The organism is Lysinibacillus sphaericus OT4b.31 (assembly GCF_000392615.1).
Classification (GTDB): Bacteria; Bacillota; Bacilli; order Bacillales_A; family Planococcaceae; genus Lysinibacillus; species Lysinibacillus sphaericus_B.
On the sequence record NZ_KB933398.1, the window covers coordinates 2,432,966 to 2,447,134 of the forward strand.

The following is a 14,169-nucleotide window of genomic DNA, read 5'->3' on the forward strand; positions in this document are numbered from 1 at the left end:
CAATCGTCCAATACTTTCATAGCTCTCTTTCTCTGATAAATAAAGTTCAATCGCATTTATTTTATCGTCTAGTGTAAATTTAACCATAAAAAAACTGCACCTCCAATTGTGGTGAAATGAACCCCGAACAGTGGACACTTTAAAAAGTGAACCTATTCGGGTTTTTTCATTTATATCATAGAACTTAATTGGTAACCCAACATTTAAACGGATTTCGTTTAATATGGAGATTTTGTGAACCCTCCTACGAATAAATATTTGCACTCCGTAATGTGACATTTTCTGCCATGTCTTTTTGCTATTATACTTTTGTACGCTAACTTATCTATGAGGAGTGAAGCAATGAGGAGTGTAACGATGAAGACCGAAAAGAAAGCAGAAGAAAATAAAAATACAGGTCGGTTTTCCGGCTATGGTTTAATCGGTTTTTATTTTAAAGGGAACCAATTTAATGACCTCTTGTTAATAACACAAAAAGGGGACGGTAATCTGTCTTTAGATAAAACTCAAATGACATCGTTACCTAGTATTCAAAACGAAAAGATTCAATCTGCTAGATGGCTGGGGTTTATTAAACCAGAACAAACAGATGAGTATGTATTTTTCACGCCATCTAACTATGAGATGTTAATCCAAATTGATAATCAAATTGTCAATTTAGGAAGTAAAATAGTATTAGAAAAAGATAAAGTATATCCAATTCGCATTGAAAGTCGTTTTGAGAAAGATACAAATCATACAAAAACTTGCGAACTGTGTTGGACGTATTCTGAGAAGAAAGAAATTATTCCTGAGGTTTGTCTATTATCACCAGATTTTAAAAATACAGAATTTTATCCGAAAACTAGCTTGTTTGGTGATGTGGCTGATGATACTACTGATTCAGATCAAGATGGGATATTAGACGATTGGGAAATCAATGGCTATACGTTTGACGGCACAAATGTTGTTCAGTGGAGTCCTGATTATGAAGGAGCGTATACAAAGTATGTATCAAACCCTAAGCAAGCTAGTACAGCGGGAGATCCATATACTGATTTAGAAAAAATCACAGGAAACATGGACCGTGCTACGTCTTTAGAAGCTAGAAATCCATTAGTAGCAGCCTATCCACAGGTGGGAGTTAGTATGGAAAAACTGATTATATCTCAAAATTCTGATTTTACAACCTCTCAAGAAAATTCAACCTCCTCTAGTAAAACAGAATCAAATACGGAAAGCACTACTGCAGAAGCTGGTGCAGAGGGGAAAAAATTTATTGGTAAAATTACTGAGGGCTTCACACACACAACTTCAACAACACAAACAACTGAAGAAAGTACTGGAGAGCAAGTCCATATTAATACTGGTCAAGCTGCATATTTAAATGCGAATGTAAGATATTTTAACACTGGTACAGCTCCTATTTATCAAGTGACACCAACAAATAATTTTATCATAGAAGATGAAACAATTATGACAATTACAGCTCCACCTAGTAACATCGGTAACTCGCTTTCTCCTGGAGCAACATACCCGGATAAATCCTTACATGCTATGGCATTAACCGAGATAGAACCAGGAAAAGACTTTACAATACACTATGATAGTTTACAGAAACTGCAATCTGGTGAAAAATTCCTCATAGAAACAACCCAAATTAGTGGAAATGTAGATGATAATGATACAACTTGGGATAAATATATCACACAAATTGAATCATCTACTGCCTGTCTAATATTAGATACTGGGAATGAAGTATTGGAAAGAAGAGTAGCGGCAAAAAATTATTATGATTCACTTGATTATACGCCAGAAATTACTTTTAGAGATGCAATACAATCTGCTTTTTTAGCTATGAATGATGGAGGTAAACTGTTTTATAATGAAATTCCAATCTATGAAGAGCTCGTACAACTTATTTACGATCAACAGACAGCTGATGATTTTGAGAGCCAACTAGAAGAGAATCCAGATAAATCAATGTTCGATTTACTATTAAAACAAGGGATGAAGATTTTAATCAAAACACCTTGTGTTAGTTTTGACTGTAATGGTTCTGCAAGTGTTACAAGTAACGGAATTACCTGGACAGGTGCAACACACCAAGATAATATTGGAGTAGAAGGTGGATGTTTACAAGGAACTAGTGCTGGCGGAACATTACAAACACGATTAGACCCATATGGAAAATACGTTCTAAGCATGTATGCAAAATCTATAGATACAAATCCAACAGTAGAAATAGGAATGATGTGTTCAACAAATAGCAAGAAAAAAACTTGTGAAGTTCAACTAAATTCCGATTGGCAAAGAATAGATTTTGAATTTACCCTTCTTGATGATGCAACTATAGCTGATCAAATTTGTGTCAGTTCAGACAATGGGGATATTTATTTTGATGACATTACAATCACAAAATTTGAAACGTTAACAAGTGATATAACAGAACAAATCGTACAAAAAGCACATTCTGTTACGCGGTGGAATACATCAACGGTTCCGGGTCATTCATACGTTGATTCCGTAGAATTCAAAATTAATCCAGAGTATATATGTGATTATGAATTAGTTGTTAGCAATACAAGTCATGGAACTGCTAGTTGTGAAATAAAAGAGGATGGTACTCTAACTATAAATTTTTCTAACTACAATATTCAAGATATTGATATTGGATGTAAAATTCAAGTTAATGCTATATATAAGAATGACCCAACAGTTAAATCTATAGTAGCCTTGTGGTACAATCAACAAAATGTAGATATAAAAGGCTGGCAAAGACTTATAATGAATGGAACTATAAATTTTTATGAGGAAGGGGATCCAGGTAATGAAATAGAGCCTTATGGTTGGATTAAGTTTTATTCTACAGACTTAGAAATCCAAAAAGCCAATGAAGTTACTATATGGAGCAAGTCAGATGGTTCTAGTCAAGAACAAGCGTCTATAACGAACTTAGAGTTTTATGCACCTGGTACTGGTAATTATACTTTTTATGGAGATGTAAAAGAAGATGATAGTACAAGTAAAGATGAAGTGCTCGCAGATCCTAATAAACCAGTGAATGTTGGACCACCTGATACGACTGTTGAATTTTATGGTCCTGACGCTGGAAATGATCATGTTAATATTCAATTTTCAATAACTTACCCATAATATTTAACTTTCAAGCCTCAAAAACATCTATTTTTGAGGCTTTTTTATGTGTAAATATACTGATTTTATCAGTCTCAAAACCTATGTAATTGGCACATTGGTTTCTTATTCTTTGGATGGCTCGCCAGCTATGAAAACTGAAGTAGAGAACTTTATTGCCAAGGCTGTAAAGGATGAAATCATTCTGGAATCTCATTTGAAAGATTTACAGAATGGTGTGATGACAAGCGACTGATTGTTAGGTTTGTATATTACGATTCAAAATAACCGCTAAGCGGATAACACAGATTCGTTATCTTCAGCTTAGCGGTTTTTATATAACTACGCCCAAAGAGGTTTAAAGAAGAAATATTTATTAAGTTTAAGCTTGTAAAATTCAGTGCAGTTTGATGTGCGGCAATGATTTCGGTACTAAAACGACTCATCATCATGGTTACGGCAGAAAAAATACTGGTTTCTGCAAATAAAGATACGCCAATTGGTACACCAATCATTAAAATTTCCTTCCAGCGTAGCCATTCAAGCTTTGGCCATTCGTGAAAAATACGGAAACGTTCAAAAGGTATCCGTTTCGCCACAATCCATACTGTGAAAAAGAATATCAACCAGTAGGTAATAGCAGTAGCCACTCCAGCTCCAATACCACCAAGTTCAGGTGCGCCAAACTTACCAAAAATAAATATGTAATTGAACAAAATATTAATCGGTGTTGCGAGCAATGTGATAATCATCGTCACCCTTGTTTGCCCAAGTGCATCGATGAAACAGCGCAGTACAAAAAATAAAAATAACGGTAACAACCCAGCACACATAGCGTAAATATAGGATTTAGCAATGTGATGTACTGTTGTTTCAAGCTGCATAATGCCAAGAATCCTGTCAATGCTTGTTATTAATAAGATAGAAATAATAATGACAATCACAATGGCGACATATCAGCCTTGTTGTACGGCTTTTTTCGCATCCAATGCTTTTTTAGCACCAACAAGTTGGGAGACAATGGGCGTAATGGCTAATAAAATCCCTGAAAGTCCTGTGTAGACAGGCATCCAAATGGATGAACCGATGGAAACGCCAGCTAAATCTGTTGTACCATAGCGGCTTGACATTAAAATATGGAAGAATGAGATTAAATATATGGCCACTTGTGTTACAAAATCGGTACAATCATTTTCAGCATTAACACATATTTTGCTTTCAAGGTCGTTGTTTCGTACATAATGCATCTTCCTTTTACTTTATTCACTTGAAGATCGTGCTGTCCAATATGCCCTTTTTATAATAATCTAAAAGGTTGAATGGCAAAATCCGTCTTGGTCCGTAGGTAAGCAGCACGCCTGTGTGACGATACATTACGAGGTGATACCAGTGGATATACTGATGGGTGTTTAATCATAATGAACTAGTATAGCATATAGATAGTACAATGGAGCAAAAATTAAAGGCTTCATCTATATCTTTTCGTCCGCATATAGTAAAATAAAAGACTGTAAACGAAAAAGTAGCAATTGCTACTATGGCTTTTTAGGAATAGGAGAATTTACGTGAAACAACAAACAATCATTTTAACCGGTGGTGGGACAGCAGGCCATGTATCACTCAACCAAGCGATACTACCGTCTTTACTTGAACTAGGTTATGATGTCCACTATATTGGTTCAGAGCAAGGTATTGAAAAAGAATTAATCGGCGAGGCATTTCCTAATGTTCCGTTTTATGGGATATCAAGTGGAAAATTGCGTCGTTATTTCTCAATGAAAAATTTTACGGATCCTTTTAAAGTACTTGCTGGAATCATGCAGGCTTTTCGTATCATCAAAAAAGTAAAACCCCAGGTCATTTTTTCAAAAGGCGGCTTTGTCTCTGTGCCAGTCGTGATGGCGGCTAAAGTTGCAGGCGTTCCAGTCGTTATTCATGAATCAGATGTAACGCCCGGCTTGGCAAATAAAATTGCCCTACCATTTGCGTCACATATCTTTACTATTTTTGAAGAAACGCTTCAGCATTTACCACAAGAAAAGGCTACTTGTACAGGTTCGATTATTCGTCAAGAGCTATTTATAGGTGACAAAGCGAAGGGGCTATCGCTTTGTGGCTTTACAGCGTCAAAACCAGTACTTCTTGTAATGGGCGGGAGTCTAGGATCGGTTGTCTTAAATGATGCACTCCGTCAAAACTTGCCCGAACTATTACAAACCTTCCAAGTGATACATCTATGCGGCAAAGGAAATAACGACCAAACACTGAGTTCTCTGCCGGGCTACAAGCAATTTGAATATGTTACAACAGAATTACCTGATTTACTGCATGCGGCAGATTTTGTCGTATCGCGTGCAGGATCCAATTCGATTTTCGAATTTTTAGCACTTCATAAGCCGATGTTATTAATCCCACTTTCTGCACAAAAAAGTCGGGGTGACCAAATTTTAAACGCCAAGTTATTTAAAAAACAAGGCTATGCAGAAGTATTACAAGAAGATGAATTAACAAAGGAAACGTTTATCAAGTCCGTGCATACGTTAACAGCACGTAAATCAGCAATGACTGCAACGATGGAAAAAACCCAAAGACCGAAAACGCCAGATGAGATGGCAAAATTAATTTTGCAATATAAAAAATAGAAAAAGCTATGTGTTCTGTCTCAGCTGACAGAATACATAGCTTCTTTTCGTTGAAAGAATGAGATGTACCACTACATCGCTTGTTCTTCGCCTTCTTGCAATTGATTGGCAGTTGTCAGGTAGAACAAATCACGAGGTATTTTATATAGATCGAATTGTGCTTCTCCACCATTCACTTGTGCTAATAAAGTAGGATGACTCTCGTTAGCATTGATGACGTATGGCAATTTTAAAGCAGCTCGATGAGATTTTGTATTTTCAACTCGAATACGGAGAAACACCGTATGGAAATTATAATCAAAGAATAATTCATTCAAAAATAACATTTTAGCCTTTTGGTTATAACCTTTACCTTGATAAGGGAGTCCTATCCACGTTCCGAGAAAGCCAGCACCGTCTTCGACATCATGAATGCTAATGGTGCCGATTGGTTGACCCCAATCATCAGTTATTGTCCTAGATACAGCGAGTCCTCTCGCTTCATCTTCAATCAGTTGTTTTGTCATAAACCAATACTCATCAGCAGTTGCGGCTTTTTGACGAACAAAAGGGAAAACAGAAGGGTGTGATAATAGCTCATAAAGCTCTGTACATTCATGTAGGTCTCGATGTTTAAGCATACGAAACGCCTCCTTTACTAGGGTAGTTAAAACAATTCCGTTGAAGCATAAAGAAGAAAACTAAAATTCGTACTGGAATTAAAAACCCAAAGAACTAGACGTTATAACTATGAAATCCATAATCTCCCGCTGTCTTACTGATTTTGCGACCATACCGAAAAATGGCTAGTTTTTTTAATATAATATAACAAACCTACTGCTTAATGCAATTAATTTACTCGTTAAAACAAAAATTAAGTTTAATAATTATTTAATTCTGAAAATACTAAATATTTGATAAATTTTTTATGGGCATAAAGTACATCATAGTAATTAAATCCAATTAATTGATTAATATAACATTCCATTTGTATTATTTAATATACTTTTAAAATTGGAAATCATTAATTTTTACCCATAAAAGGATAGAAAATTTCTTTTTGAAGAAAGTTAATCTTCTGTAAATATGTTATAATAGTAACATGGATTTTTTTGTATATATCCGTTGTTTTATTGCGATTCTATAGACAACAGCGACTTATTATGGGAGGTGACAGCATGGAGTATTTTTTAAGTGAAGCGCATTTTAATCAGCTATTCATCGGCAAAGATTTTGTCTATCTCATGAAAAGAGTTGAGGACGATTATCAATATATTCGCTTAAATCAAGCAGCGCAATCACTATTATCAAAAGAAGCCATCGGGAAAATGCTTTCTGCAATCTCCTCTCGTCGTAATTTTGCCATTATTCAAGAAAATTATCATCAAGCAATCGCTCTTAATGCGCAGGTCGATTATATGGATTATGCATATTTTGACTCGGAAGTTCGAAAATACGAGACTTCTGTCCGACCAATTCAGTTCGGTAATGACCATTATATTTTAGCTATTACAAAAGAAATCTTATATGACAGAAACATTGAAGATAAGTTTTTGTTTATGCGATCAATGTTTGATCATGCATTTTTTTCAACGGTCATTTTATCAGCGGATGGTGTTATCTATGAAGCGAATGCAAGCTTCATGGAAGACTTTGAGTTAAGTAATGACACATTGAAACATCAACTGTTTATTGATTTACCAATTATTCCGCAAGAAGAAATTGAAAAAATACAACACTATTTAAAAAGAGCTGCTTTGGGTGAAAATATCGGGGAGAAGCTTATCAAGTTTCATACACTGGAAAAAAGACAACGCATGTATTTGGTGTCGCTTTCTCCAGTTATGCAGGGAGATAATTCGTTTGCGATATTTCTCATCATGCAAGATTTCACGCAATTTACTGAGCAAAAGGCGGAATTACGTTCGAAATCCCATGGACTTGAAGTCTTCAAGGCTGCCTTAAATTCGGCAACATCTATTGCGATTTTAGATATTGAAGGTAACATCGTTGAAGTAAATGAATTGTTTTTACAAGCTTCAGGATTTACAGCGAGTGAGCTTATTGGCCAACCCTATAATTTAATTGAACCGCGTTATCATACAGAAAACTTTTTACAAACGATAAACGAAACACTTGATGAAGGGGAGATTTGGCGAGGCGAGTTGTGCTACCGTACTAAATACCATGCGGATTATTGGGTAGAGGCAGCCATTGTACCGTTGAAGAATGAATTTGGCAAAGTTGAACAATATTTATCCATTAACTATGATATTACGGACAAGAAAAGAATGTTAACGGAATTAAAAAATATTGAACGAACATTTCGTCTCATCACGGAAAATACAAATGATTTAATTGTTATTACGAACGAAGATGGCATTATTATTTATGCTTCGCCGTCCTATCGAATTTACCTGGGCTACGAAATTGTGGAATTACAAGGGCAGTTTTACAGTAACATTGTCGATATGGAGAGTAAAAAGGCATGGCAAACATTTTTAAATAATTTTACTGGTCAAACAGATACACAATTAGAACTTTTATTGAAGGCAAAAGATGGTACACCTGTTTGGACAGAAGGGAATGTCACTGTCGTACATGATCCAGAGCGTGAAACGGTTTCTCAAATTATGATGGTTTCACGTGAAATCACACACCGGAAAGAACGAGAAAATGACCTGTTATATTTAGCCTATCATGATAGCTTAACGCAATTACCTAATCGCCGTTATCTAATGAAGGAATTTCCTAAAATATTAGCGGATGCGCATACAAATAATGTGTGTTTAGCCATGCTTTACATTGATGGGGACGATTTTAAAGTTGTAAATGACCAATTTGGGCATGATACGGGTGATGACTTTATTTGTAACTTTGGCCATGTCTTAATCGCATCGGTTCGTAGTCATGATTTAGTTATTCGTATCGGAGGCGATGAATTTATTATCGTTTTAACGGGGTTAACGAGAGATCATGAGGCACGAAATGCACAAATGATGCATATTATTGATCGTATTCGCAATGGATTGAAAAAGGGATGGACCATTAATCATCGTCATTTTGCGCCCACCGCCTCAATAGGCATTGCGTATTTTCCAGATCATGCCAAAACATTGGACGCGCTAATAGACTTAGCAGACCAAGCGTTATATAAAGCGAAAGAATTTGGGAAGAATAAATTATATATAACTGAAACGCACTAGAAAAAGTCTGTACGAACGAGTATTTACTTGTGGTACAGACTTTTTAGTTGGTGTTATGCTATAGCAGAGGTCATAATTGTAGCAGTTATTTTGAAATAGAAGGTGATGACATGCCTAAAAAGATATTATTAGTAGAAGATGAGAAACATATTGCGCGTTTTGTTGAGTTAGAATTACAGCATGAGGGTTACATAGTTACGGTCGCTTTTGAAGGTCGTGAAGGATTGGCACTTGCTTCGTCAGAGGATTTTGATGTGATATTACTTGATGTTATGCTTCCAGGTTTAAATGGAATTGAAATTTGCCGCCGTGTACGCACTCAATCCGCAGTGCCGATTATTTTACTAACTGCACGAGATGCTGTAATGGATCGAGTAGCTGGCTTAGATGCAGGCGCAGATGATTACATTGTCAAGCCATTTGCCATTGAAGAACTACTTGCAAGAATTCGTACAATTTTGCGACGTGTTACACCAGAAGAAAAAACAGGTGGAACATTAGATTTCCGTGATATTGCCATTGACATTGCGGCTTATGAGGTCTTTGTACAAGGTGAAAAGCTTGACTTAACAAAAACCGAATATGATTTGCTAAAGCTATTAATAGAACATAAAAACAAAGTTTGTACACGTGAACTGATTTTAACTTCTGTGTGGGGTTATGATACAGACATTGAGACGAATGTGGTTGATGTATATATCCGCCATTTACGGACAAAACTGCCGGGTGATATGAATGCCTATATCGAAACGGTCCGAGGAGTAGGGTATGTGATGCGTGAATGATGAAATTAAAAGAATACTTTCTCAACCAATCATTACAAAGAAAATGGATGTTCACTTCTAGTGCCGTCATTTTTTTTAGCTATGCCATTATTTGTATTGTGGTGTATGTATCACTTCATACATGGTTATTAAATGATGAAGAAAGTAAAGTAAGGCGGACAAGCGATGACTTAGTGTCTTTTTTAGAGTCACAGGGTCCTAATATTTCGATTCAGCAAATTCAGCAAAACACGGGGCTACTAAACTCAATTGCGGATCGCAATCAATCCGTAAGACTATTTAATATAGATGGAATTGAGATTTTGCGAATTAATGGTACTTCTCAAAAAGCACCGCTCACACCAATGCAAGAAATTATACAAATGACGGTTGATAAAAAAGATGTCTTTGTTGCCAATGAACCCGTTCGCCTTGGTTTTTTTCAAGGCTATATTCAAGTCATTCACCCGCTAACGGGCTTTGAATCACTTATGCAATACTTGCTGACAGCAATGCTTATTGCGGGTGTTGGGGCGCTGCTATTATCTGGTTCAATCGGTTTTTATCTAGCGAATCATTTAATGAAACCACTTCATGCACTACGCTCATCTATGAAGATGGTGATGGATAATGGGTTTAACGAACCTATACAACTGTCGTATACATCACATGATGAAATTGGTGATCTATTAAAAATGTACAATGCGATGATGAATGAACTACAAATTTCATTTACACAGCAGCAACAATTTGTCGCAGATGCTTCACACGAATTACGTACGCCTATTCAAGCAATTGAAGGGCATCTATCCCTGTTGAAAAGATGGGGCAAGGATGATCCAGTAATTTTAGCAGAATCCATCGATACCTCACTAACGGAAATTGCACGCATGCGTAAGATGATAGAAGAACTATTACAGCTTGCGCGACGTGAGGAAAAGGACGACATGAGTGAGGCGGATGCAATCGAAGTTTTACAAGGAGTCATTTCAGAAATAGAACTGTTACATCCACAAGCTCGAATAACGCTGTCGAATAATGGTGAAATCGGTCGTTTATTTATAACTGAAAATGCACTTAGTCAAATTGTTCGTAATATAATAGAGAATGCAATTCGTTATTGTGAAAAAATTCCTGAGGTCAATATTTCGATTTCCGCAGATGACAAAGAAGCGCATTTGCAAATAGCAGACAATGGGATTGGTATAGAGGAAGAAAACCTTCCATTTATCTTTGATCGTTTTTATCGTATTGATGAGGCTAGAAATCGTCAAATCGGCGGTACTGGCTTAGGTTTAAGTATTTCAAAATTGTTACTTGAAAAATATAACGCCTCTATAGAAGTCAAGAGCGAGAAGAATGTTGGAACCGTTTTCTTTGTGAAAATACCGCTGAAATATTAAGAAAAGTACACGCTTTATTTCATAATTCTATTCTTTGGGAAAAAAATTGCTTAATTTGCTGAAAAGAGTTGTATTTTCTGTGAAGAGTAGTAAGATTGAGATGGAAAAAACGTTCATTAAATTATGGATAAGTAGTGTCAAACATCCTTTTAATGAGCGAAGAAATATTATATAATTAATTGTAATTTAATTAATGGAACTGCCGATAGGCAAAATTTGGAGGTCATTTTTCATGTCGAACAACGTTACAACTGTAAGTTCTCCATGGTCAGCTTTCTCTGGTCCTAACCTAGGATATGTGATGGAGCAATACGACTTATTCTTACAGTCTCCTGAAGAAGTAGAACCGGAGTTAGTATCATTATTCCAACAATTTGGTGCACCAGTAGTAGCAGAGGGTGAAGGAGCTGTAGTAGGTAACTCAGCCGCTCCTGCAAGCGACTACAAAAAAGTATTAGCAGCTGTTAAATTAGCAGATACAATTCGTGCACACGGTCATTTGGCAGCAGATATCTATCCACTAAAAAACCGAGCACTTCAAACAGCTCAAATTGAAGAAAGCGCGTTCAACTTAAGCTCAGCGGATTTAGCTGAAATTCCTGCTGCTGTCTTCTTCAAAGATGTGCCAGCAGGCGTGAAAAATGGTAAGAATGCTATCGATTACTTAAAATCTGTTTATACAGATAAAGTAGCATTTGAATACGGTCACGTAATGGCTACAGAAGAACGTGAGTGGATTCAAGCACAAATTGAATCTGGTTCTTTAAAACAAACATTAGCTTCTGATGAGAAAAAAGCGTTATTAGACCGTTTAACACGCGTTGAAAACTTTGAGAAATTTATTCATAAAACATTCGTTGGTCAAAAACGTTTCTCAGGTGAAGGTCTTGATACACAAATTATCCTTTTCGATGAAATTTTAAAAACAGCAGAAACAAGCAACGTCGAGAATGTGCGTATTGGTATGGCGCACCGTGGTCGTTTAAATGTACTTACACATATTTTAAATAAACCATATGATATGATGTTCTCTGACTTTGCGCACGTTTCAAATGAATTATTTTTACCAGAACATGGTCGTCTTGAAATTACAAAAGGTTGGACTGGCGACGTGAAATACCATATGGGTGCTTCATATAATCGTGAGTCTGGTATGAATGTAAAACTTGCTTATAACCCATCTCACTTAGAAGTTGGAAACCCAGTTGTTTTAGGTTCTACACGTGCAACTCAAGATGACACTTCTAAACCAGGGCAAGCTGTTCATAACCCAGGAAAAGGATTAGGAATCCTTGTGCATGGTGATGCTGCATTCCCAGGTCAAGGGATTGTTACAGAGGTGTTAAACTATGCGAAAACAGAAGGTTTCTCAACTGGCGGAACAATTCATATCATTGCCAACAATATGATCGGATTCACTACGGAGTTACATGACTCTCGTTCGTCTGTCTATTCTTCTGACCCAGCAAAAGGTTACGAAGTACCTGTTGTGCACGTTAACGCAGATGTGCCGGAAGCGGTTGTACAAGTAGGACGTTTTGCAGCTAGCTACCGTCAAAAATTTGGGAAAGATATTATCGTCGATTTGATTGGTTACCGTCGTCATGGACATAATGAAACGGATGATCCAACAGTAACGAACCCAGAAGTATATAAACTAGTATCTAAACATGAAACTGTACGTGCTTTATATGGTACTCAATTAGTTGCTGAAGGCGTTGTTTCTAATGATGACGTAACTGCACTTGATTCAGCTATCTATGCAGAAATGCAAGCCGCTTATGACCATGTGAAAGAAATGGCAGATAAAGATGAGCATACACATTTAGAAATGCCGGAAGAATTAAAAGTAGCATTCCCTCAAATCGAAACAGCTGTAGGTGCTGATCGATTAGATAAAATTAACGAAGAGCTTTTAGTATTTGAGCAAGACTTCCAACCACAAAATAAACTTGGTAAAATTTTAGATAAACGTCGTGATGCTTTTGCATCTGCAAAAATCGACTGGGGCCATGCTGAAACTTTAGCATATGCTACAATTATTCAAGATGGCACACCTGTTCGTTTTACTGGGCAAGACGCACAACGTGGTACGTTCTCACAACGTCACTTAGTGCTACATGACAAAAACAACGGTAATGTATTCACACCACTTCACCATATTTCAGGGGCAAGTGCATCATTTACAGTGCACAACTCACCGCTTACTGAAGCTGGGGTAGTAGGATTTGAATATGGTTACAACTTAGAAAAAGGGAATGTATTATCAGTTTGGGAAGCACAATTTGGTGACTTTGCGAACATGGCGCAAGTAATGTTTGACAACTTCATTTCAGGGGCACGCTCTAAATGGGGTCAAAAATCTGGTTTCGTTATTCTTTTACCTCACGGCTATGAAGGGCAAGGTCCTGAACACTCTTCAAGTCGTATGGAACGTTACTTACAAATGTCAGCTGAAAATAACTGGTTTGTAGCAAACTGCTCGAATGCAGGTAACTACTACCACTTATTACGCCGTCAAGCAGCAATGCTTGAAACAGAAGGAGTACGTCCACTTGTAGTCGTATCGCCAAAATCATTACTGCGTCACCCATTAGCAGCAGCGAATGCTGAACAATTAGCAAATGGCTCATTCCAAGAAGTAATTGAGCAACCTGGTTTAGGTAATAAAACTAAATCTGTAGAACGTATTGTATTGGGTACTGGTAAAGTAATGATCGATTTAGCAGACCGCGTAAAAGATGGAGAAAGCTTCGATCACGTACACATTGTGCGTGTAGAACAACTTTACCCATTCCCAACAGCGCAAGTAGCTGATATTATAGCTAAGTATCCAAATGTAAAAGAGATTGCTTGGGTACAAGAAGAGCCTAAAAATCAAGGTGCTTGGAATTACGCATTAGAAACATTATATGAACTTTCTGAAGGTAAAAAGCTTCGTTATGTAGGGCGTCCTGCAATGAGCTCGACTTCAGAAGGCGATGCAGATTCTCATAAAGCAGCTCAGGCAGCAATTATTGATGAAGCGGTTGCTGAATCAGTAAAAGTAAAATAAACAGAT

At 36.8% G+C, this 14,169-nt stretch carries 8 protein-coding genes and 1 pseudogene; 7 read left to right on the forward strand and 2 right to left on the reverse strand.

The window, feature by feature from the left end; all coding sequences use genetic code 11:
* Window positions 1-357 precede the first annotated feature (357 nt).
* Together H131_RS23115 and H131_RS11160 are read left to right on the forward strand one after the other, a co-directional pair.
* Window positions 358-3,135: a binary toxin-like calcium binding domain-containing protein gene (locus tag H131_RS23115; RefSeq protein WP_010859241.1), complete on the forward strand. Its 2,778-nt coding sequence runs from the start codon at window positions 358-360 to the stop codon at window positions 3,133-3,135.
* Between the two features lie 46 nt (window positions 3,136-3,181).
* Window positions 3,182-3,370: a hypothetical protein gene (locus H131_RS11160; RefSeq protein ID WP_010859242.1), complete on the forward strand. Its 189-nt coding sequence runs from the start codon at window positions 3,182-3,184 to the stop codon at window positions 3,368-3,370.
* 127 nt (window positions 3,371-3,497) lie between these two features.
* Here H131_RS11160 and H131_RS11165 read toward each other — a convergent pair.
* Window positions 3,498-4,354, reverse strand: a pseudogene (locus H131_RS11165) (MATE family efflux transporter); the annotation flags it as partial.
* A gap of 325 nt (window positions 4,355-4,679) precedes the next feature.
* Here H131_RS11165 and H131_RS11170 point away from each other — a divergent pair.
* The gene (locus tag H131_RS11170; protein WP_010859245.1) at window positions 4,680-5,756 is read left to right on the forward strand and encodes an undecaprenyldiphospho-muramoylpentapeptide beta-N-acetylglucosaminyltransferase; all 1,077 of its coding nucleotides are present in this window, start codon (window positions 4,680-4,682) and stop codon (window positions 5,754-5,756) included.
* A gap of 71 nt (window positions 5,757-5,827) precedes the next feature.
* On the opposite strand, the gene H131_RS11175 is transcribed toward H131_RS11170, so the two are convergent.
* Window positions 5,828-6,376, reverse strand: coding sequence for a GNAT family N-acetyltransferase (locus H131_RS11175; RefSeq protein WP_010859246.1), 549 nt, complete (start codon window positions 6,374-6,376; stop codon window positions 5,828-5,830).
* Window positions 6,377-6,913: 537 nt separating this feature from the next.
* On the opposite strand from H131_RS11175, the gene H131_RS11180 reads away from it, so the two are divergent.
* From H131_RS11180 to H131_RS11195, 4 genes are all read left to right on the forward strand, one after another.
* On the forward strand, window positions 6,914-8,941 hold the full coding sequence (locus tag H131_RS11180; protein ID WP_010859247.1) for a diguanylate cyclase domain-containing protein: 2,028 nt from the start codon (window positions 6,914-6,916) through the stop codon (window positions 8,939-8,941).
* Window positions 8,942-9,051: 110 nt separating this feature from the next.
* Entirely contained in the window at window positions 9,052-9,726 is a 675-nt protein-coding gene (locus tag H131_RS11185) for a response regulator transcription factor (protein ID WP_010859248.1), read from the forward strand.
* Window positions 9,723-11,108 carry a sensor histidine kinase gene (locus tag H131_RS11190; RefSeq protein ID WP_036130142.1) on the forward strand — a complete coding sequence of 462 codons (1,386 nt, stop codon included), beginning with the start codon at window positions 9,723-9,725 and terminating at the stop codon, window positions 11,106-11,108. Before H131_RS11185 ends, H131_RS11190 begins: the two co-directional genes overlap by 4 nt.
* Window positions 11,109-11,340: 232 nt before the next feature.
* Window positions 11,341-14,163, forward strand: coding sequence for a 2-oxoglutarate dehydrogenase E1 component (locus H131_RS11195; protein ID WP_010859250.1), 2,823 nt, complete (start codon window positions 11,341-11,343; stop codon window positions 14,161-14,163).
* The last annotated feature ends 6 nt before the right edge of the window (window positions 14,164-14,169 follow it).